The organism is Tenggerimyces flavus (genome assembly GCF_016907715.1).
Classification (GTDB): domain Bacteria; phylum Actinomycetota; class Actinomycetes; order Propionibacteriales; family Actinopolymorphaceae; genus Tenggerimyces; species Tenggerimyces flavus.
The window spans coordinates 3,889,665-3,910,767 of the sequence record NZ_JAFBCM010000001.1; the positions used below are offsets into that span (position 1 = coordinate 3,889,665).

A 21,103-nucleotide genomic window follows, 5' to 3' on the forward strand; every position below is an offset into this window, starting at 1 on the left:
CGCCATGCAGGCGGGGGATGGGCGCTGCCCGGAGTGTGGCGTGGGGCTGCGGACGACGGATCCGCGGTTCGTCAAGTGGTGCGATCGCTGTGACTGGGGACTCGATCCCTCGAAGCAGCCCACCAAGGACACGCGCGTCGCGCGGTACCGCCGCCGGGCGGAGGAACGGCTCGTCCGGTCGCTGTTCGAGGAGGTACGCGACCGCCAGGAGCTCAAGCCGGGCAGGGATCTCGCCTCCGTCGGCGCCACCGTGGTCGCGGCCGCGATCCATCTGCTCACGCTCGCCGTCTTCGTCACCGGCGTCTGGATGCTCGTCGCCTGGTGGCGGAACCCGTTCGCCTGGTTCCCCGCCCTCGCCCTGATCGGCGTCGCGATCGCGATGCGGCCGAGGTTCGGCAAGCTCGACGGGGACGTACGACGGCTGGAACGCGACGACGCCCCGCGCCTCTACGCCCTGGTCGACCGGATCTCGGCGGAGCTCGGCGGGCCGCGGCTCGAGGTCGTTGTCAGCGCGGACTTCAACGCCACGGCGGGGAGGTACGGCATCCGGCAGCGCCCGATCCTCGAGATCGGCCTGCCGCTGTGGAACGTTCTCGGCCCGCAGGAACGCGCCGAGCTCCTCGGTCACGAGATCGGCCACTTCGTCAACCACGACCAGCGGCACCGGCTGATCGTGTTCACCGCGGTCCAAGGGATGGGTCAGCTCCACTACCTGCTGAACGGGCGCGTGCACTGGGACGAGGACCTGGCGTTCTTCTCCGCGGTCGCGCGCACCGTGCTCCGCGGCCTCTCGGCGATCCCGTACGCGCTCGGCACCGCGCTCATGCTCGTCACGCTGCGCGCCGGCCAGTACGCCGAGTACCTCGCCGACCAGCTCGGCTCCCGCATCGGCTCCAGCCAGGCGACGGTGCGAGGCCTGGAGATCGCCCTCCTCGGCACCGCCTCGCTCCGCACGATGGACACCGCGGTCCGCCGCCAGGTGCACCCGGACGAGCTGTGGCGGATCCAACGCGAGCACCTGGCGTCCGTCCCGCCGATCGAGTGGGAACGCCTCAAACGGGTCGCCGCCAAGCGAGACCTGCGCGTCGACGAGAGCCACCCGCCGACCCACCTGCGCATCGAGCTCGCCAAAGCGCGCCCGCAGCTGGCGGCGGCCGTCGTGGTCGGCCGCACCGAGTCCGAGCTGATCGACAAGGAGCTCGCGCCGGCGTACGCCCAGATCGCCAAGGACCTGCGCGAGCAGAGCCTGCGCGACCTGTACTACTGAAGCGACTCGAGTGCCTTCCACAGCTCCTCGCGCTCCGAGGCGGGCAGCGGCGGGCCGTACGGGTCGTACGCCGCGGAAGCCGGGATGATCCCCTCCCACTGCGCCGTCCACGCCATCCGTTGGACGTACCCCTCCATAGGCTCCCGGAAAGTCAACTGCGCAAGGGCATCCAGCCGCATCGACGCCGCGACGAACGCCGAGTGGTCGCCCGCCATCCACGCGTCCAGCACTGCCACCGACCACGAAGGCAGTGCCGATGCGATGCCGACCAGCGCGGAGTCGGCGCCCCACATCATCGACGGCCCGTACATCCGATCCTCGCCGGTCAGCACGAGCGTCGACGGTGCGGCGGAACGGGCCGCGGCGATCAGGTCCTGACAACCCATCGCGTCGTCGAGCAAGGCCAGCTTGACGCCGGCGACCCATGGCAATGAGACGAGCTCGGCGACGGTCGCGGGAGAGTACTGGCAGCCCGATGCGCGCGAGTACAGCACGAACACGATCAGCGGGATCTGGAGCGAAGACCCCAGCAGCGCATGCAACTCCACGATCTCGGCAGGAGAGGCTCCCGGCACCGGATACACGAGCAGCCCCGACGCTCCCGCGGAGACCAGCGACGAAGCCACCGGCAACGACGCCTCGAAGTCACCACGAGCTGCCGCGACCCCCGCCACCACAGGCAGTCCAGTCACGGTGCCGAACTCGCCGACCAACCAGGCCAGCTCCGAAGCAGGTAACGAAGATCCCCGCCCCGTGTGCGCCCCCACCGCGAGCCCACCCACTCCCGAAGCGGCCACCGCGGACGCGTACGGGGCCACCGAGTCCCGCAACACCGACCCCGACGACGAGAACGGCGTCAACGTCGCCGCGATCACACGCCCCCGAAGCCGGGAACGCAGCGCCTGGATTCGGTCCGCGTCCTTTTCGGCGTTCACCGTCATGGGACGAGTCTGCACTGGTTCACTGGGGACATGTCGACTCCGGTCAGGCTAGTTCGGGACGCCGCCCCCCATTATTCCGGTCGCGGCCGTAACCTACCTGACATGGATCGCCGCTTGGACCGCACCGGAGGAGGCCAGTAATGGCTCTGCTCACGTTCGGCGTCGTCGGCCCGTCCGACCTCGTCCCACGCGTCGTCGAGGCCGTCGAGACGACGGCGCAGCTGAAGGCGCTGCCGCTACCGTACAAGGGCGAGCAGGAGACCGTCGACATCATCCGCGCCAACGCCGAGGAAGTCGACGCCTGGCTGTTCACCGGCGTCGTCCCGCACGAGATCGCGACCGCGGAGAACGTCGTCGATCTGCCCGCCGAGCACGTCTCGTACTCCGGCGTCACGCTCCTCGCCGCACTGCTCAAGCTGCTCCGCGCCGGCGCCGACCTGCGCCGTGTCAGCATCGACACGCTGCAGCCGAACGAGGTCGCCGAGACGCTCGACGAGGCGGGGCTGCCCGCCGAGACCGCGCTGACCATGGTGTACGAACCGACCGTCCGCTCCGCCGACGTCGTCGAGTTCCACCGGACCGCCCGACAGCGCGACGGGGCGACGGTCGCGATCACCTGTCTGCGGTCGGCGTACGACGAACTGCGCAAGGAGATGCCCGTCGTCCGGCTCGCGCCCGCGCCGCGCGACATCCGCGAGGCCGTCGAGCAGCTCGTCCTGCTCACCCGCAGCCGGCACCACTCCGACGCGCAGGTCGCGATCGGCTTCGTTCAGCTCTCCCGCGCCGACAACGGCCTCGAACGCGACCTCGCCGAGCTCGGCGGCGCGATCGTCGGCATCGACGAGGGCCGGTACCTGCTCGTGACGACGCGCGGCCCGCTGGAACGCGCGACCGACGACTTCCGCGTCGCACCGTTCCTCGAACAGCTCGCCGAACGCCACGGCGCCGTCCACGTGGGGCTCGGCCTCGGCCGTTCCGCCGGCGAGGCCGCCGCCCACGCCGCCCGCGCCCTCGCCCGTGCCCGCGTCCAGGGCGACGTCGCCGCGATCCTCGCCGCGCCGCACGACGCGGACATCGTGCTGACCAAGGACCGCGTGACGGAGAAGGGCCCAGTCGACCTCGGCCGCCTGGCACAGCGGCTGGGCATGAGCCGTACGACACTGCAGTCGCTGCGACGCCTCGTCGACAACGCCGAGGAACCACTGGTCACCGCAACCGAGGTGGCGCAGGCATTCTCCATCCAAGAACGCAGCGCCCGCCGCCTCCTCAAGCGCCTCGAGCGCGCCGGCGCAGCCATCCCAGTGGGAACCCTGTCGGAAGGCCAGATGGGCCGCCCACCAGTGATCTACCGCCTCGACCTCTAGCGCCAGTTTGTATGAAGGGCCCCTTCATTCGAACCTATTGAATGAAGGTGCCCTTCATTCAAAACAGCGGGCAACGGACGGCCCCGGCTTCATCGTCACCACAAGAGACCGAGGGCCAACAAGCGACCTCAGCACGGCAGCAAACCCCAGCAAGAAGGAACCTCCCCCGGGACACCTGTTCCGGGGGCGGGGGCGGCGCGTTAAAACAGGTGGCCGGGTCGGGGCGAGTCAAGGGCCGCTCCGCGGTCGCGAAGCGACGTCGCCCCATCTGCGAAGCCGCCGCGACGCCCTTGACGCGCCCCGGACCGGCCACCACCATCGACCGCCGCCACAGTCCCCGAAGAGCACCAACTCCCAGAGAGCTCGCACCGGAACACCGCACCAAGACAGCACCAAACCCAGAAGAGCTCCGCCAGCAACAACCGGCATTGGATGAAGGGCACCTTCATCCAACCCAGCCCGTGATCATGAACGTGATCATGAAGCCCAACCAGTCGTATACGCCGGGTTCGCCTTCATGATCACGTTCATGATCACGGACAACTGTCCGACATCCGAGCGAGGGCCTCAGCCCCAAGAGGCAGTCACGATGCGGGAAGCGGCCGACCCACCAGCGGAGCGTTTCGAATCAGGGACGCCCTCTATCGAATAGATCGCTACAGGGACGCCCTCATTCCAAACAACAAAGGGGGTCAGCCCATCCGAGCCAGCATGTCCTCGGAGATCTCGTGCTCCAAAGGCAGACCAGCCGCATAACGAGAGATCTCGTCGATCAGCAGCTCACCAGCGTCGTGCCGCGCGTCCAGCGACGCCCCAGCAGTGTGCGGCGCGAGCAGGACGTTCGGCAACGAGCGCAGCGGGTGCGCCAGCGGTAGCGGTTCCTCGTCGTACACGTCCAAAGCCGCGTCCAGCCGACCCGACGACAGTTCGGCCAGCAGCGCGGCACCGTCGACGAGCCACGCCCGCGCGGTGTTCACCAGCAGCCCACCATCAGGCATCAAAGAGAGCTCGCGCCGCCCGATCATGTGGTGCGTCTCCGGCAGGATCGGCGCGTGCAGCGCCACCAGCTGTGACGTCCGCAGCAGCTCGTCCAGCGAGACCACGGAGACCCCGAGCAGCGCGGCCTCCGAGGCGGACAGGAAAGGGTCGTAGACCACGACCGAAGCGCCCAAGGCCAGCACACGCGAGATGTAGAAGCGCCCCGTCCGCGACGCCCCCACCACGCCGATCCGCACGCGGCCGATCTCGCGCCGCTCCGGCACCGACGTACGCGCGACCGTCCAAGCTGTCCCGTCCCGCATCGAGTGGTCGAACCGGTGCAGCCGATGCAGCAAAGCCAACGTGTGCGCCAAAGCCGCGTCCGCCACCGAACGGGCCATCGGCATCCCCGCCTGCGTCACCCGTACCCCGCGCGCCCAGCAGTCAGTGGAGACGAACGGCTTCACCGAAGCGCCCGTGTGGGCGAGCAAACCCAACGACGGCGCGCCCGCGAGCAGCTCGCCGGAAAGAGGCGGAGTGCCCCATGCCGTCACCACCACGTCGGCCGAGCCGAGCAGCGCGCCGTACGAAGACGGCGACGTCACCGGCCCGTCCGCTGCCGTCACGGCGAACGAAGAGCACAGCCGAGCCCACGCCGCAGGCGAGAAGAACACCGACTGCAGCTCCGGCGAGGTCGCGACGGCGACTCGCAACGACTCAGCGGAGCCATTCGTCAAGGTGCTCCTCCACGAACTGGTCGTCGGTCAGCTCCGGGTACGCCCGGCAGACGTGGTCGATCGCCTGAGCCTGACCCGGCGACAACGCCTCGTCCGGATCCAGGCACCACGTCCCGGCCAGCAGACCCTGTCGCCGCAGCACCTCATGTACCCCGGGGATGCACCCGGCGAACCGGTTCACCGCGTCGAAGATCGCCGCGTTCGCGTCCGTCAGCCGCGGCCCCATCGTGGTCAGCGAGCGCAGCGCGTGGTCGTCGCCGGCCCACGCGCGGCGTACGTCGGACAGCATCCGTACGGCCGCGTCGGTCCACACCGCCCACTGCCCGAGCAAGCCCCCGACGATCCGCCGAGTCACAGGACCGGACGGCCCCGCCAGCTCGATCGGCGTCAGTAGGTCCGCGACGATGTTGTCGTCGTTCCCCGTGTACAAGGCCACCGACGAGCCACGCGACGACTCGGAGATCCCGCGAACGGCGTCCAACGTGCGGTACCGGTCGAACGGCGCGATCTTCGCCCCGACCACGCACGGCAGGTCGGCGAGCGTCCGCCAGAACTCCCGCGAGAGGAAACGCCCGCCCACGGCCTCCTGCAGGTAGAAGCCGACGACGGGAAGCACCTCGCCGACGACCTTCGCCCGCTGCAGCAGCTCCTGCTCGTCCAGACCGGAGGTCCCGGCCGGGCCGAGCAGCACCGCGTGGTAGCCGAGCGACGCCGCGAGCTCGGCCTCGGCGGCCGCCTGGGCGGTGTCGCCGCAGGCGCCGGCGATCCGGACGAACGGCCGGCCCGCCAGCGCGTCGTCCATCGTCTCCCGGGCGAGGTCGAGAACAGGCTCGAGCAGCCCCACGGAACGGATCCCGAACTGCGTCGTGTGCACGCCGACCGCGATGCCGCCCGCGCCGGCGGCCACGTAGTAGCGCGTCAACGCCCGCTGCCGCTGCTCGTCCAGCTTCCGTTCGGCGGTCAACGCCAGCGGGTGCGCCGGAATCACGCAGCCGGTGGCGAGCAGCTCGGACTCAGCCCGAGGTAGCTCCAAGATCGTGGTCATGTCAGAACCGCCCGTCCCGCCGCTGGAACTTCGTCGGCTTGTCCCACAGCACGCCCCCTGATCGCAGCCAGTCCGCCTGCGCGGCAATGAGATCCGGGGCCAGCAACGGCGGTGGCCCGAACAACGAGAAACAACGTGAGGCGTTCGACAGCAACGCCGTCGGCGCCTCGGTCCCCACGTACGAGGGCGAGGTGCCCAGCAGCTGCCCGAAATCCGCCGCCACCGACCGCACCGAGAGCGTCTCGGGGCCGGTGACGTTCAGTGCGACCGCCGGGCTGTCAGCATGAAGGAGCGAGCGGAGCGCGACCTCGTTCGCGTACGCTTGCGAGACGACGTTGACGTGCCCGGTCGTCACGTCGACGGGGTCGCCGTCGCGGACGGAGCGGCCGATGTCGGCCAGCACGCCGTACCGCAGGTCGATCGCGTAGTTCAGCCGGATCAGCGCGACCTTCGTGCCCCGCGAAAGCGCGGCGTGCTCGAAGACGCGCTCGCGGCCGAGGCAGGACATCGCGTACTCACCGACCGGGTCCATCGGGTCGGTCTCGACCGAGCCACCGCTGTCCACGGCGACGAGCGGGTAGACGTTGCCGGTCGAGAACGCCGCGATCCGGGAGTCGGCGTAGCGCCGCGCGACCGTCGCGGGCAGCAGCGCGTTGACCGCCCACGTCGCCGCCGGCTGGCCGGTCGACCCGAACTTCGCGCCGACCATGTAGACGACCTGCGCCCCGTCGGGCAGCCCCGACAGGTCGGCGTCCGGGCTGAGATCGAACGTGACCGTACGAACGCCGCGCTCGGTCAGCCGCTTCTCGACGACCTTGTCAGTCCACCGCGACACCGCGATGACCTGGCGATCCGTCTGTCCAGCCGCGTCGAGAGCACGCCGCGCGAGGTGGCAGAGGCTGGGCCCCATCTTGCCGCCGGCGCCGAGGACGACCAGGTCGCCCTCCGTCGCGGCAAGGTCGGAGACGAGAGCCGCGGACGGCTCAGCGAGCCGGTCCTCCCACTCTTCTTCGGTACCGAACACCAAGGCCCGCCCTTCCTGCTCGTCCCGAGGGCCCGTCACGGGGTCCAACATAAACGGTCGAGACCGTATCTGAAAGCTCAGGGAGACCGACCGTCAGCATCCGGTCGCGGTTGGGAGTGGGGGAGACGCTGTGGGTGGGCAGGTGGGCGAGCCTGCCGGCGCCGTGAGCTAGCGTCGTGCAGACAATCTCGACGGTACGTTGTAGGAACGATTCCAGCTGGGCAATCCAGCGCTGTTCGGAGGCCTGATGCATGACGACCGCAGCCTGATCGAGAACCGTCTCGGGCGGGCTCTCCGGCAACGGATCAAGCCGGCGGTGTACGGCGAAAGGGTGCCCCTCGACATCGAGGTGTGGCACGCGCCGGGCGAGCCGGTTTCGGTCGCCGACGCACTGCGAGCGGACTACAAACCCGTCCAACTCGGGGAGAAGTGGGGCCCTCCGTGGGGCACCAGCTGGTTCCGGCTGACCGGCACCGTTCCGGCCGAGTGGAACGGCAAGCGCGTCGAGGCGGTCGTCGACCTCGGGTTCGGCGGCGGTCCGGGCTTCAGCGCCGAGGGCCTCGCGTACACCCGCGACGGCGACCCGATCAAGGGCCTCAACCCGGACAACATCTACCTTCCGGTCGACGGCACCGAGTTCCAGGTCTACCTGGAGGCCGCGGCCAACCCGGACGTGCTGAGCTGGCCGGACTTCAAGCCGACCCAGCTCGGTGACAAGTCGACCGCCGGCACCGAGCCGATGTACTCCATCGGGCGCGCCGAACTCGCCGTCTTCCACGCCGACGTGTGGAACCTCGTCAACGACATCGAGGTCCTCGAGGGCCTGATGAAGGAACTGCCGAACGAGCTCCCGCGCAAGTCGGAGATCCTGCGCGCGCTCGACCGGGCGCTCGACGCGATCGACATCGACGACGTCCCGGGCAGCGCCGCCGCGGCGCGCGCGGAGCTCGCGGTCGTGCTCGGCAAGCCGGCGTACGCGAGCGCGCACCAGATCACCGCGGTGGGCCACGCGCACATCGACTCCGCGTGGCTGTGGCCGCTGCGCGAGACCGTGCGCAAGGTCGCCCGTACGGTGTCGAACGTCACCTCGCTCGTCGGCAACCACCCCGAGTTCAAGTTCGCGTTCTCCCAAGCCCAGCAGCACGCCTGGATGAAGGACCACCACCCGAAGGTCTGGGACAAGCTGAAGCAGGCCGTCGCGGACGGGTCGATCATCCCGATCGGCAGCATGTGGGTGGAGTCGGACTCCAACATGGTCGGCGGCGAGGCGATGGCTCGCCAGTTCATCCACGGCAAGCGGTTCTTCCTCGACGAGTACGGCGTGGAGACCAAGGTCGTCTGGCTGCCCGACTCGTTCGGCTACTCCGCCGGAATGCCGCAGATCGTCAAGCTGGCGGGCAACGACTACTTCCTCACCCAGAAGATCTCCTGGAACCAGACGAACAAGTTCCCGCACCACACGTTCTGGTGGGAGGGCATCGACGGGACGCGCGTGTTCACGCACTTCCCGCCGGCCGACACCTACAACGGCCAGCTGACCGGTCGCGAGCTCGCGCACGCGCAGCGCAACTACCAGGACAAGGGCGGCGGCACGCGGTCGCTGCTCCCGTTCGGTCACGGCGACGGCGGTGGCGGACCCACCCGCGAGATGCTCGCGCGGGCCGAGCGGGTCGCGGACCTGGAGTCCTCGCCGAAGGTGGAGATCCAGCACCCGTACGAGTTCTTCCAGGCCGCCGAAGCGGAGTACCCGAACGCCGGCGTGTGGGTCGGAGAGCTCTACCTCGAGCTGCACCGCGCCACGTACACCTCGCAGGCGAAGACCAAGCAGGGCAACCGGCGCAGCGAGCACCTGCTGCGCGAGGCCGAGCTGTGGTCGACCGCCGCGGCTGTCGCCGGAGTGGGCGCGGAGTACCCGTACGAGGACATCGACCGGATCTGGAAGGCCGTTCTGCTCAACCAGTTCCACGACATCCTGCCGGGCAGCTCGATCCACTGGGTGCACCGCGAGGCCGAGGAGACGTACGCGCGGGTCGCGGTCGAGCTCGAGGCGATCATCGCCAAGGCGCAGCAGGCGCTGGCCGGCGAGGGCGAGAAGGACATCGCGTTCAACGCCGCGCCGCACCCGCGTCAGGGCGTGCCGGGGCTCGGCGCCGCGAACGTCCATGCCAGCCACACCCCGGGCGTCACGGTGACGCGCGACGGCTCGAACCTCGTGCTGGAGAACGGGCTGCTCAAGGTCGTCATCGACAAGCGCGGCCTGCTCACGTCGGTGTACGAGGTCGAGTCCCAGCGCGAGGCGCTCGCTCCAGGCGCGACGGGCAACCTGCTGCAGCTCCACGTCGACACCCCGAACATGTGGGACGCGTGGGACGTCGACCCGTTCTACCGGAAGAACGTCCGGGACATCGTCGACGTCGAGAGCATCGAGGTCGTCTCGGAGGGTCCGAACGAGGCCGCGGTCGCTGTGACGCGTTCGTTCAGCGGCTCGACGATCAAGCAGACGATCCGCGTGCAGGCCGGCGAGTGCCAGGTCAACGTGGACAACGTGATCGACTGGGACGAGACGGAGAAGTTCCTCAAGGTCTCGTTCCCGTTGGACATCCGGGCCGACCGGTCGGCGTCGGAGACGCAGTTCGGGCACCTGTTCCGCGACACGCACGAGAACACGTCGTGGGAGGCGGCCAAGTTCGAGATCTGCGCGCACCGGTGGATTCACGTCGGTGAGCCGGGCTACGGACACGCGCTCGTCAACGACTCGAAGTACGGCCACGACGTGACCCGCGACGTCCGCGAGGACGGCGGCACGACCACGACCGTACGACTCTCGCTGCTGCGGGCGCCGAAGGCTCCGGACCCTGTCACCGACCTCGGCGAGCACAAGTTCTCGTACGCGCTGGTGCCGGGCGCGGGGATCTCCGAGGCGGTCGAGGAGGGCTACCGGATCAACCTGCCCGCTCGGGTCGTCAAGGGTGCGAACAACGTCGAACCTCTCGTCTCCATTGACAATCCGGCCGTCGTGGTCGAGGCGGTCAAGCTGGCCGACGACAAGTCGGGCGACGTGGTCGTGCGGCTGTACGAGTCGCTCGGCGGTCGCGCGGCGGCCAAGCTGTCGACCTCGTTCGACGTCTCGAAGGTCGAGGAGACCGACCTGCTCGAGCGCCGGCTCGCCGACCGCGTGCTGGTCGAGGGCACTGTCAACCTGTCCTTGCGTCCGTTCCAGATCCTTACGTTGAGGTTGTCTCGCTCATGATCGAACGTCGACTGCCCCGATGGTCCGAGCTGCGTCCGCTGATCCGGACCCGCCCGCTCGAGCTCGACGCGACCAAGCGTCGGCTGGCGCGTGCGCACACGATCGCCGATCTGCGCGCGATCGCGAAGCGGCGTACGCCCAAGGGGCCGTTCGACTACACCGACGGCGCGGCCGAGGACGAGATCACGCTTCGTCGTTCTCGGTCGCTCTATCGGCGACTGCAGTTCAATCCCGCGATCCTGCGGGACGTGTCGAAGGTCGACACGTCGACATCGATCCTCGGGCGCGAGTCGGCGTACCCGTTCGCGTTCGCGCCGACCGGGTTCACCCGGATGATGCAGCACGAGGGTGAGCCGTCGGTCGTGCGCGCGGCGGAGCGGGTCGGGATCCCATACGCGCTCTCGACGCTGGGCACGTCGACGATCGAGGAGGTCGCCGCGGCGGGACCCGGCGCGGACAAGTGGTTCCAGCTGTACGTCTGGAACGACCGCGCGCCGGGCAAGGAGCTCATCGAGCGGGCGCTGGCGGCGGGCTACACGACGCTGGTGCTGACGGTCGACGTTCCGGTGGCGGGGGACCGGCACCGCGACGTGCGGAACGGGCTCACGATCCCCCCGTCGTTGACCGTGAAGACGCTGCTCGACATGAGCCTCCACCCGGCGTGGTGGTTCAACGTGCTGACGACCAAGCCGCTCACGTTCGCGTCGATGTCGACCTTCGACGGCACGGTGGCGGAGCTGATCAACTCGATGTTCGACCCGACGGTGACATTCTCCGATCTGGAGTGGATGCGCGAGATCTGGCCGGGATCCCTTGTGATCAAGGGGGTTCAGAGTGTCGAGGACGCCAAGCGGGTGGTGGATCTTGGCGCTGACGGCATCGTGATCTCCAACCACGGTGGGCGTCAGCTGGACCGCGCGCCGATCCCGTTGGAGCTGCTGCCGCCGGTGGTCGAGGCGGTCGGCGACAAGACCGAGGTGATGATCGACACCGGCGTACTCACCGGTGCCGACATCGTGGCGGGGATCGCTTTGGGCGCGTCGGCCGTGCTGGTGGGGCGCGCGTACCTCTACGGCCTGATGGCCGGCGGCGAGCGTGGCGTGCAGCGTGCGGCGGAGATCCTGGGCTCGGAGATCAAGCGAACGATGCAGCTGCTCGGCGTGAGCAAGGTGTCCGAGCTCGAGCCATCCCACGTGACGTTCCCCTCCGTCACGTTCTGACCTGCGGCCCCCCTTCCCAGCCTCGCCTGCCCACCCACCTCTGCCCGCCCACCTCTGCCCGCCCACCTCTGCCCGCCCAAACTGTGGGGTTCTGGTAGCAACACGCCAGCGTGTTGCTACCAGAACCCCACAGTTTGTGGCATCAGGTCAGGGCCGACTCCAGGTTGGTGAGGATGCGGGGCCAGCCGCTGCCCATGATCGTGCGGGACAGTTGGGCGGTCGGGCTGTCGGGGTCGAAGCCGCTGTGCGTGAACAGCACCCGCGTGCCCCTACCCTCCGGGAGCAGCTCCCAGGTCACCAGCCAGCCGAGCGGGTCGTCGCGGCCGGCGTCGTTCCAGCTGTAGCTGAGCCGCTTCGGCTCGTCCGCCTCCAGCACCTCGCACGCCACCGTTCCGGAGAAGCCGGTCGCGGCGACGGGGCGGGCGCGGAACGTGAAGCGCTGACCGACCCGCGGCGCGAAGTCCTCGGCCGTCATCAGCCACGTCGCCATCAGCGCCGGCTCGGTCAGCGCGCGCCACACCTTCGCCGGCGGGTGCGGATAGAACTGGTCGAGCTCGATCCGCGTCAGGTCCGTTCCCACCGCTCAGTCCTCGGGCATCTCGTCGAGCGTGCGGCCGAGGTCGCCCATCCGGTCGCGCCAGAACCGTTCGTACGGCGACAGCCAGGTCTGCACCTCGTACAGCGGCACCGGGTCGATCGCGTAGTACCGGTGCCGCCCCTGCCGTTCCTCCGACACCAGCCCGGCGTCCTTCAGCACCTTCAGATGCTCCGAGACGCTCGGCCGCGCCATGTCGAACCGCTCGGCGATCACCTGCACGGTCTGCGCGCCGGACAGCAGCAGGTCGAGGATGTCGCGGCGCGTCGGGTTCGCCAGCGCCCCGAACAGGGCGTCGGCGTGCGTCGACTTGACGCGCTGCGGCATCCACCCACCCTAAGGCCGTGTCTGGCAAAGATCGCCTGGCGCGCGACACCCCACATCCCGCCTGGACGCGGTGCACCTCGTCACCCATATAACCAATATGAATTCCTCCTGCACCACGCCCAGCCGGGCGCGGGGCGCCGCGCGCCATCGCGCTACGCGCGATGACCGGCGCTATTTGCCAGACACGGCCTGGGACGCCGTGGACAGGACGAACGCGTTGCCGTCGGGGTCCTTGACCGTGGCCTGGCGGCCCCAGGGCAGGTCCTCCGGCCCGTCCACGGAGCCGCCGGCGGCGCGGATCGCGGCCACGTCGGCGTCGAGGTCGGCGGTGGACAGGATCACGCCGGACGAGCTGCCCGCCGAGGCGCCGGGGAACGGCCGGTGCAGCACGATCGCGGTGCCGGACTCGGCGGGCGCGACCTCCAGCCAGCGGTTGTCGCCGGCCTGCAGGTCGGTGCGTACGGCGAACCCGAGCACGTCGACGTAGAAGTCCTTGGCCTTGTCCTGGTCGGAGACGAAGACAGTGATGGTGCGGATCTGCGAGATGTTCATGGCGGCGACAATACGTAGGAAAAATCCTACGTGTCAACCTCCGGGGGTCGTTCAGGGACGAACTCAGGGGAGTCCCTTCGTGCAATCCGGCCGCGAGGTAGGCAGGATGGAGGTATGAAATACGACGCGTTCATGTGGCTGCCCGTAGCCGGAGGGCTGTCGGCCTTGCTGCTGGTTGCCGCGTTCTTCGCTTTCCGCAAGCGAGGTGCGTCGGCGGGGCTGAGGTTGGTCGGCTGGGCCGCGCTGCCGATGGCGATCTGGCTCACCGATCTGTCGCGGCTGATCTACACCGTGGTCGTCGAGGCGACGCGCTGGATCGGCGGCGTCTTCCTGAGCCCGAAGGTGTGGATCGGCGTCGCGCTGTTCGCGCTCTGGTTCTTCCTGCTCGGTGGCGTCGGCATCGTGCGCCGCCGGCGCAAGGCGAAGGGCGGCGAGACCACACCCTCGAAGGAGGTCGCGACGCCGACCGCCGCTGGTCAGCCCGCCGCGGCGAAGAAGGCGCCGGCCGCGATCGAGAAGGGTACGTCGAAGCCCAAGGCCAAGAACGACGACGACCCGCTCTCGGGCTTCGAGGACATCGACGAGATCCTCAAGCGCCGCGGCATCTCTTGAGCCTCGCGGCTGCCGTCTGCCCGCATCCGCCCGCGCTCGTTCCCGAGGTCGCGCCGGGCGCGGTGGAGACCCTCGAACCACTGCGCGCCGCGTGCGACGCTGCCGTGCGCGAGCTCGTCGAAGTGTCGCGCGGGATCGTCTGCGTCGGCACGGCTCCCGAGCACCGCTGGTGGGGGTCCGACGCCAGCGGGACGTTGCGCCCGTACGGCGTCGACGTCCACGCCGGCGGTACGGCGGAGGAGAATCTCCCGCTGTCGTTGACGATCGGCGCCTGGCTGCTCGACCGCGCCGGCTACAAGGGGCCGCGGAGGTACGTCGGTGTGCCGGACGACTGGTCGTCCGCACTGTGCGCTGAGCTCGGGCGTGAGCTGAACGGCGTTGGCCTGTTGGTGATGGGCGACGGATCGGCGCGGCGCGGGGAGAAGGCGCCGGGCTACCTCGACGAGCGCGCGGAACCGTTCGACGACGGCGTCGCCGACCTGTTCGCGAACGGTGATGTCGAAGGCCTGCTTCGTCTCGACCCGGCGACGGCGCGTGAGCTGCTCATCGCGGGGAGGGCGCCCTGGCAGGTACTCGCCGGCGCCGCCGAAGGTGGCACTGTCAAGTCGGAGTTGCGCTCGTACGTCGCGCCGTACGGCGTCGCGTACTACGTGGCCAGCTGGGGCGGCCCGTGACCGTCTTGGTGGCCGCCCCAGCCCGGGGCACGTCTCGCATGTATCGCCTGACGCGCGACGCGGATGCGCCGCGCGCTTAACCAGCGCTACCTGCGAGACCCGCCCGCCCGCGGGGGCTTAGGCCTCGTCCTTCTTGAGGCTGTCCAGGCCGTCCTTGACCTTGTCAGCGCCCTGGTCGATCTGGTCGCTGTACTTGCCGCCGGTCTTCTCATCGGCGAAGTCGGCAGCCTTGTCTACGCCTTCGTCGACCTTGTCGCCGTGCTCGCCGAGCAGGTCCGCGGCCTTGTCCTTGAGCTCTTCGGCCTTGTCTTTGAGATTGTCGAACATGCTCATCGTTGAGCTCCTTCTTCTATGAATTGTCGGAACGCTGGAAACTCTCCGACTCACTGCCGGAGTCTCCTCCGTAGCCGCCCGACTCGCCAGTATCCCGGCCGCTGTCTTCACTCAACGTGTCGGAACCGCCGGAGTCACCTCCGCCGAAGCCGCCGCTCGACTCGCCCTGGGAGTCGCTGCCGCCGCCGTAGCTCGATCCGCTGTCGGATCCGCCTTCCGATCCGCCATCGGAACCTCTGTCCGACCCCCCGTCGGAACCGCTCCCATAGCGGGAGTCGCCGCTTTCGCGGTCGGAGTCCCTGCCGCTTTCGCGGTCGGAGTCGCTGCCGCTTTCGCGGTCGGAGTCGCTGCCGCTTTCGCGGTCGGAGTCGCCCCCGCCGTAGCTCGATCCGCTGTCGGATCCGCCTTCGGATCCGTGACCGTGGTCGCTGCCGCCGGAGTCGCTATCGCCGCCATAGCCGCCGGAGTCGCTACCGGAGTCGCTGGACTCGCCACCGCCGTAGCCCTCGGATTGGCCGCTGGAGGAGCCACCGCCGGACTCGGGGCGTTCCTCGCCTTCCTGGCCAAAGCCCCCACTGTTCTCGTCGGAGGGACGGTCGTAACCGCTCTGTTCCGTCATCCCTTCGTCCTTCCTTCAGGCCCCGGTAGGGATAGGTAGGCTCAGCAAGCCGGGGCACCCACTAGGCCAGCGACTACCCCAGAGCGTGCGCTTTCACACATATCGGACGGAACTGTTTCTCACGTGCCATCTCCACCCATCTTCGCGATCGTCGGACCCACCGCGGCGGGCAAGTCCGACCTGGCCGTCGCGCTCGCGCACGCCCTCCAGGGCGAGGTCGTGAACGCCGACTCCATGCAGCTCTACCGGGGCATGGACATCGGCACCGCGAAGCTCACCGAGGCCGAGCAGCAGGGCGTTCGCCACCACCTGCTCGACGTGCTCGACATCGCCGAGACCTCCACGGTCGCGGACTTCCAGCACCGTGCCCGCGAGGCGATCGCCGACTGCCAGCAACGCGATGTGACGCCGATCCTCGTCGGCGGCTCGGCGCTGTACATCCGCGCCGTGCTCGACCGGTTCGAGTTCCCCGGTACGGATCCGGACCTCCGCGCGCGCCTCGAAGCCGAGCTCGCCGAACAGGGCCCGGGCGCACTGCACGAACGCCTCGCGGAGCTCGATCCTCAAGCAGCACAGCAGATTCTCCCGAGCAACGGGCGCCGCGTCGTACGCGCGCTCGAGGTCATTGAGCTCACCGGCGAGCCGTACGTCGCCCAGCTGCCGAGCCACGAGTACGCGTACGACGACGTCCGCCAGGTCGGCATCGACGTTCCTCGCGACGTGCTCGACGAACGGATCGCGCTGCGTGTGGACCGCATGTGGGACGCCGGGTTCGTCGACGAGGTCCGCCGTCTCGAAGCCGCCGGACTCCGCGACGGCGTGACCGCCAGCCGCGCGCTCGGCTACTCGCAGGTGCTCAGGTTCCTCGCCGAGGACCTGACCGAGGACGAGGCGCGCGTGGAGACCGTCCGCGCGACGCGCCGGTTCGCCCGGCGGCAGGACTCCTGGTTCCGGCGTGACGACCGGATCCGGTGGCTGCCGTTCGACGCACCAGACCTACCCGAGCGCGCACTCGCCGCAGCCCCCACTTCACGGATGGACGAGAACGCGGCAGGGTAGGACCCCTCTCAGTGGGACCTGGAGGGATGTGGGGCGGATGCGGACATTCAAGACGCGTGCCATCGTCGCGGGCGCTGCCGTACTGGCGCTGACCGGCGCGGGCATCGCGCCGGCGGCAGCCGGAACGAGCCACGGCGACGCGAAGGTGCCGGTGGCGAAGGGGTACGGCGGTGCGGTCAGCACGGTCGACCTGGACGCGACCAAGGCCGGCATCGAGGTGCTGCGCAAGGGCGGCAACGCGGTCGACGCCGCGGTCGCCGCGGCCGCGACGCTCGGTGTGACCGAGCCGTTCTCCGCCGGCATCGGCGGTGGCGGCTTCTTCGTGTACTACAACGCGCGTTCGGGCAAGGTGTCGACGATCGACGGCCGCGAGACGGCGCCCCGGAGCGCGACCGACCAGCTGTTCGTCGACCCCGCGACCGGCCTGCCGCTGGCGTTCAACGACGCCCGCGGCAGTGGCCTGTCCGTCGGTACGCCCGGCACGCCGCTCACCTGGCAGCGCGCGCTCGACAAGTGGGGCACCTGGTCCCTGCGCAAGGCGCTCAAGCCCGCGATCAAGGTCGCCGACAAGGGCTTCCTCGTCGACGCGACGTTCGCCTCGCAGGTCAACGAGAACAAGGCGCTGTTCGGCGACTTCGTCCCGACGCGTGAGCTCTACCTGCCGGGTGGATCGGCGCCCGCGGTCGGCTCGGTGTTCACGAACCCCGACATGGCGGACACGTACCAGCAGATCGCCGACCGCGGCGTCCGGACGATCTACGGCGGCCAGCTGGGCAAGGAGATCGTCGAGGCCGTCCAGCACCCGCCGGTCGCTCCGGAGACCACGCGGAACGTCCGCGCGGGCGACCTGTCGATCCGCGATCTTGCGAACTACAAGGCTCCGCTGCGTGAGCCGACCCGCGTGAGGTACCACGGGCTCGACGTCTTCAGCATGGGTCCGCCGTCGTCCGGTGGCTCGACGGTCGGCGAGATCCTCAACATCCTCGAGGCTTCCGACACCCCCGACGAGACCTCGGTGCTGCACGCCTACATCGAGGCCGCGTCGCTGGCGTTCGCCGACAGGAACCGGTACGTCGGAGACTCCGACTTCGTCGACGTACCGCTGCGCCAGCTGCTCTCGCAGGGCTTCGCCGACGAGCGCGCCTGCCTCATCGATCCCGCGCGGGCGTTGCCCAAGCCGCTCGCGCCAGGCGTACCGGACGGCCGCTACTCCGGCTGCGGCCAGCAGGCGGCGAAGGAGACCGGCAAGCAGAACGACGGCCAGTCCACGACGCACCTCACGACGTCCGACCGCTGGGGCAACGTGGTGTCGTACACGCTCACGATCGAGGCGACCGGCGGCTCCGGCATCGTCGTTCCGGGCCGTGGGTTCCTGCTGAACAACGAGCTGACCGACTTCAACTTCACGCCGACGCAAGGCGACGCGTTCGACCCGAACCTGCCCGGCCCGAACAAGCGGCCGCGCTCGTCGATGTCGCCGACGATCGTGCTGAAGAACGGCAAACCGTTCGTCGCGCTCGGCAGCCCCGGCGGCGCGACGATCATCGGCACCGTGTCGCAGACGTTGGTCAACCGGGTCGACCTGGACATGACGCTGCCCGAGGCACTCGCGGCGCCGCGGGTGTCGGCGCGGAACGCGGTGACGCAGGCGGAGCCCGCGTTCATCGCCTCGCCCGTCGGACAGGCGCTCGTGGCCAAGCAGCACGTATTCAGCTCGGTCGCGGAGATCGGCGCGGCGACCGCGATCGAGTTCGGGCGGCACGGCTTCGTGACGTCCGTCGCCGAACCGACGCGTCGTGGTGGTGGCTCCGCGATGGTGGCTTGGCCAGTGAAATAACCTTGGCGGCATGAACTGGGTCAAGGGGCACGGCACCGAGAACGACTTTGTGCTGCTCCACGACCCGGACGGCACCGAGTTTCCCGACCTCGACGCCGCGACCGTACGGGCGCTCTGCGACCGGCGGCGCGGAGTCGGGGCGGACGGAGTGCTGCGCGTGGTCCGTACAGACGCTCTGACCGATGGTGCGCCGTGGGTCGACGAGGCGGACTGGTTCATGGACTTCCGCAACGCCGACGGCTCGACCGGCGAGATGTGCGGCAACGGCGTACGCGTGTTCGCCCACTACCTCGCCGAGTTGGGGCTGGTCTCCCGTACCGGCACGGTGCCGATCGCGACCCGGGCGGGGCTGCGGCCGGTGCGGTTCGAGGCGGACGGGCAGCTGACCGTCGACATGGGCGTGCCGGGGCTCCCGGGGCCGGACGACATCAAGGTCACCGCTTCCGGGCGGTCCTGGTCGGCGGTTTCGGTGGATATGGGCAACCCGCACGCGGTGGCGTTCGTCGACACCCTCGACGACCCGGGCGCGCTGGTCGAGCAGCCGACGTGGGAACCGCCGAGCGCTTTCCCGGTGGGCGTGAACATCGAGTTCGTGGTGCGGCGCGGGCCTCAGCACGTGGCGCTGCGGGTGCACGAGCGCGGGGTGGGGGAGACCCGTTCCTGCGGTACGGGGGCCTGCGCGGCCGCCGCGGTGGCCGCGTCGGCCGACGGGCCGGCTGAGGCGTACCAGGTGGACGTGCCGGGGGGATCCCTGACGATCACGTTCCTGCCGAACGGGCACGTGGAGATGACCGGCCCCGCGGTGCTCACGCTCCGTGGCGAAGTGGTTCCCTGAGGCTGGCTGGGGTAGATGTCCTCCCAGAGGATGACCTGGGAGGAGACCTTGGACCGAAGAGGAATGTCGGTGGTCACGCCTAATGTGAGGGCATGGCCGCGATCAGGATTCCGGAGCAGCGAGACGCTTCTCGCGAGGAGCGGCGCGCTGTCGTTCTCCGGACCGTGCGAGCCCGCCAGGCCGCTCACCGCGCTCGCGAGTCCGCGGCGCAGCGTACGGCCCACCTTCTTCGCTCCGTCGCTTACACAGAGTCCCATTAAGTGGCGTGCATTGCGCTGGCAGTCGTGTCATCCTTCTCGACATGAAGCTGTGAGGGGAATCCGCCGCGTGCCGGCGGTGTTGACGCAACTAGTCCTGCCATCAACTGGAGAGATGTGTCTGTAGATCCCTATCGCACCCCTGACTCAGAGTTTCCCGTGCCTTTCGAGCAGCTCGACGACCCCGCGACGGGGGAGCTGGATCTCGAAGATCGCCAAGCGCTTCGCCGGGTTGCCGGATTCAGTACCGAGCTCGCGGACATCACCGAGGTCGAGTACCGGCAGCTGCAGCTCGAACGTGTCGTGCTCGTGGGCGTCTGGACCGAAGGAACCGCTGACGATGCCGAGAACTCCCTGCGAGAGCTGAAGCTGCTCGCGGAGACGGCCGGCTCGGAGGTTCTGGACGGCCTCATTCAGCGGCGTTCGCGGCCCGACCCGGCGACGTACATCGGTCGAGGCAAGGTCGAAGACCTCCGTGACTCAGTGCTGGAGAGCGGCGCCGACACCGTCATCTGCGACGGTGAGCTGAGCCCTGCCCAGCTGCGTACGTTGGAAGAACGCACCAAGGTCAAGGTCATCGACCGGACCGCGTTGATCCTCGACATCTTCGCCCAGCACGCGAAGAGCAAAGAGGGCAAGGCGCAGGTCGAGCTCGCGCAGCTGTCGTACTTCCTTCCCCGCTTGCGTGGTTGGGGTGGCAACCTGTCCCGACAGGGCGGTGGAGCCGGTGGCGGTGGCGGCAACGGCGGCGTGGGTCTGCGCGGTCCTGGTGAGACCAAGCTCGAGATCGACCGGCGGCGCATTCGTACGCGGATGGCCAAGCTGCGCAGGCAGATCGCGGACATGGCACCGGCGCGGGCGACGAAACGGCTGAACCGTAAGAGGAACGCCGTTCCGTCGGTCGCGATCGCCGGGTACACCAACGCGGGCAAGTCCTCGTTGCTCAACCGGCTCACCGGAGCAGGCGTGCTGGTCGAGGACGCGTTGTTCGCGACGTTGGACCCGACGACGCGTCGGGCGGCGACGCCGGACGGGAAGCTGTTCACGCTGACCGACACGGTGGGCTTCGTACGGCACCTGCCGCACGAGCTCGTCGAGGCGTTCCGTTCCACGCTGGAAGAAGTCGCGCAGGCCGACGTGGTCGTGCATGTGGTCGACGGCTCCAACCCGGACCCCGAGGGTCAGATCTCGGCCGTCCGCGAGGTGCTGTCCGACGCGGGCGCCGGCGACCTGCCGGAGATCATCGCGATCAACAAGGCCGACGTGGCCGACGCCCTCACCATCGCCCGCCTCCGCCGCCACGAGCCCCGCACGGTCGTGGTGTCGGCGAAGACAGGCGAAGGCGTGGCGGAGCTGCTCTCGATGATCGCCGAGGCGCTGCCGCGGCCCGACATCGAGGTCGACGCACTGGTCCCGTACGCCCGCGGCGACATCGTCGCGAAGGTGCACGAACGCGGCGAGGTGCTCTCCCTGGAACACACCGCCGACGGCACCCGCCTCAAGGCCCGGGTCGACCCAGCCCTGGCCGCCGACCTGAACGGCTATCAGCTCGCCTGAGCTGGCTGACTGCCAAGTCG

General features: G+C 69.4%; 19 protein-coding genes. 10 read left to right on the top strand and 9 right to left on the bottom strand.

Going from position 1 to position 21,103, the window contains the following annotated elements; translation table 11 throughout:
- The first annotated feature begins 4 nt into the window (after window positions 1–4).
- Window positions 5–1,267: a M48 family metalloprotease gene (locus tag JOD67_RS18190; protein ID WP_205118800.1), complete on the top strand. Its 1,263-nt coding sequence runs from the start codon at window positions 5–7 to the stop codon at window positions 1,265–1,267.
- Here JOD67_RS18190 and JOD67_RS18195 read toward each other — a convergent pair.
- Window positions 1,261–2,208, bottom strand: a complete 948-nt coding sequence (locus JOD67_RS18195; RefSeq protein ID WP_205118801.1) for a dihydrodipicolinate synthase family protein — start codon at window positions 2,206–2,208, stop codon at window positions 1,261–1,263. The two genes, JOD67_RS18190 and JOD67_RS18195, sit on opposite strands and share 7 nt — an antisense overlap.
- A 140-nt stretch (window positions 2,209–2,348) precedes the next feature.
- On the opposite strand from JOD67_RS18195, the gene JOD67_RS18200 reads away from it, so the two are divergent.
- Window positions 2,349–3,572 carry a hypothetical protein gene (locus JOD67_RS18200; RefSeq protein WP_205118802.1) on the top strand — a complete coding sequence of 408 codons (1,224 nt, stop codon included), beginning with the start codon at window positions 2,349–2,351 and terminating at the stop codon, window positions 3,570–3,572.
- Window positions 3,573–4,264: 692 nt separating this feature from the next.
- Here the strand turns inward: JOD67_RS18200 and JOD67_RS18205 are convergent.
- Genes JOD67_RS18205 through JOD67_RS18215 form a run of 3 tightly spaced genes read right to left on the bottom strand, consistent with a single transcriptional unit; the run spans window position 4,265 to window position 7,395 of the window.
- Window positions 4,265–5,287 carry a hydroxyacid dehydrogenase gene (locus tag JOD67_RS18205; RefSeq protein WP_239553902.1) on the bottom strand — a complete coding sequence of 341 codons (1,023 nt, stop codon included), beginning with the start codon at window positions 5,285–5,287 and terminating at the stop codon, window positions 4,265–4,267.
- Window positions 5,268–6,332 (bottom strand): dihydrodipicolinate synthase family protein, encoded by a 1,065-nt coding sequence (locus tag JOD67_RS18210; protein ID WP_205118803.1) that lies wholly within the window; start codon window positions 6,330–6,332, stop codon window positions 5,268–5,270. Before JOD67_RS18210 ends, JOD67_RS18205 begins: the two co-directional genes overlap by 20 nt.
- Before the next feature lies 1 nt (window position 6,333).
- The gene (locus tag JOD67_RS18215) at window positions 6,334–7,395 is read right to left on the bottom strand and encodes an NAD-dependent epimerase/dehydratase family protein (RefSeq protein ID WP_307782438.1); all 1,062 of its coding nucleotides are present in this window, start codon (window positions 7,393–7,395) and stop codon (window positions 6,334–6,336) included.
- Window positions 7,396–7,603: 208 nt separating this feature from the next.
- On the opposite strand from JOD67_RS18215, the gene JOD67_RS18220 reads away from it, so the two are divergent.
- Together JOD67_RS18220 and JOD67_RS18225 are read left to right on the top strand one after the other, a co-directional pair.
- On the top strand, window positions 7,604–10,606 hold the full coding sequence (locus tag JOD67_RS18220) for an alpha-mannosidase (protein WP_205118804.1): 3,003 nt from the start codon (window positions 7,604–7,606) through the stop codon (window positions 10,604–10,606).
- On the top strand, window positions 10,603–11,826 hold the full coding sequence (locus JOD67_RS18225) for an alpha-hydroxy acid oxidase (protein WP_205118805.1): 1,224 nt from the start codon (window positions 10,603–10,605) through the stop codon (window positions 11,824–11,826). Before JOD67_RS18220 ends, JOD67_RS18225 begins: the two co-directional genes overlap by 4 nt.
- A gap of 142 nt (window positions 11,827–11,968) precedes the next feature.
- Here JOD67_RS18225 and JOD67_RS18230 read toward each other — a convergent pair whose 3' ends face one another.
- The 3 genes from JOD67_RS18230 to JOD67_RS18240 all read right to left on the bottom strand — a co-directional run bounded on the left by JOD67_RS18230 (window position 11,969) and on the right by JOD67_RS18240 (window position 13,300).
- A complete protein-coding gene (locus JOD67_RS18230) occupies window positions 11,969–12,406 on the bottom strand; it encodes an SRPBCC family protein (RefSeq protein ID WP_205118806.1) in 438 nt (145 codons plus the stop codon).
- 3 nt (window positions 12,407–12,409) lie between these two features.
- Window positions 12,410–12,748, bottom strand: a complete 339-nt coding sequence (locus JOD67_RS18235; RefSeq protein WP_205118807.1) for an ArsR/SmtB family transcription factor — start codon at window positions 12,746–12,748, stop codon at window positions 12,410–12,412.
- A 171-nt stretch (window positions 12,749–12,919) separates the two neighbouring features.
- Complete coding sequence (locus JOD67_RS18240) at window positions 12,920–13,300, bottom strand: glyoxalase superfamily protein (protein ID WP_205118808.1); 381 nt, start codon at window positions 13,298–13,300, stop codon at window positions 12,920–12,922.
- A 114-nt stretch (window positions 13,301–13,414) separates the two neighbouring features.
- Here JOD67_RS18240 and JOD67_RS18245 point away from each other — a divergent pair, with 114 nt between their 5' ends.
- The gene (locus tag JOD67_RS18245; RefSeq protein WP_205118809.1) at window positions 13,415–13,912 is read left to right on the top strand and encodes a hypothetical protein; all 498 of its coding nucleotides are present in this window, start codon (window positions 13,415–13,417) and stop codon (window positions 13,910–13,912) included.
- Window positions 13,909–14,586 (top strand): class III extradiol dioxygenase subunit B-like domain-containing protein, encoded by a 678-nt coding sequence (locus JOD67_RS18250; RefSeq protein WP_205118810.1) that lies wholly within the window; start codon window positions 13,909–13,911, stop codon window positions 14,584–14,586. Before JOD67_RS18245 ends, JOD67_RS18250 begins: the two co-directional genes overlap by 4 nt.
- 117 nt (window positions 14,587–14,703) lie before the next feature.
- Here the strand turns inward: JOD67_RS18250 and JOD67_RS18255 are convergent, their stop codons facing one another.
- Complete coding sequence (locus JOD67_RS18255) at window positions 14,704–14,919, bottom strand: antitoxin (RefSeq protein ID WP_205118811.1); 216 nt, start codon at window positions 14,917–14,919, stop codon at window positions 14,704–14,706.
- 16 nt (window positions 14,920–14,935) lie between these two features.
- Entirely contained in the window at window positions 14,936–15,538 is a 603-nt protein-coding gene (locus JOD67_RS18260) for a hypothetical protein (protein WP_205118812.1), read from the bottom strand.
- Between the two features lie 123 nt (window positions 15,539–15,661).
- Here JOD67_RS18260 and miaA point away from each other — a divergent pair, with 123 nt between their 5' ends.
- The 4 genes from miaA to hflX all read left to right on the top strand — a co-directional run bounded on the left by miaA (window position 15,662) and on the right by hflX (window position 21,083).
- Window positions 15,662–16,597 carry a tRNA (adenosine(37)-N6)-dimethylallyltransferase MiaA gene (gene miaA, locus JOD67_RS18265; RefSeq protein ID WP_205118813.1) on the top strand — a complete coding sequence of 312 codons (936 nt, stop codon included), beginning with the start codon at window positions 15,662–15,664 and terminating at the stop codon, window positions 16,595–16,597.
- 37 nt (window positions 16,598–16,634) lie between these two features.
- Entirely contained in the window at window positions 16,635–18,434 is a 1,800-nt protein-coding gene (gene ggt / locus JOD67_RS18270) for a gamma-glutamyltransferase (protein ID WP_205118814.1), read from the top strand.
- Between the two features lie 10 nt (window positions 18,435–18,444).
- A complete protein-coding gene (dapF, locus tag JOD67_RS18275) occupies window positions 18,445–19,269 on the top strand; it encodes a diaminopimelate epimerase (RefSeq protein ID WP_205118815.1) in 825 nt (274 codons plus the stop codon).
- Window positions 19,270–19,685: 416 nt separating this feature from the next.
- Window positions 19,686–21,083, top strand: a complete 1,398-nt coding sequence (gene hflX, locus JOD67_RS18280) for a GTPase HflX (protein WP_307782439.1) — start codon at window positions 19,686–19,688, stop codon at window positions 21,081–21,083.
- The last annotated feature ends 20 nt before the right edge of the window (window positions 21,084–21,103 follow it).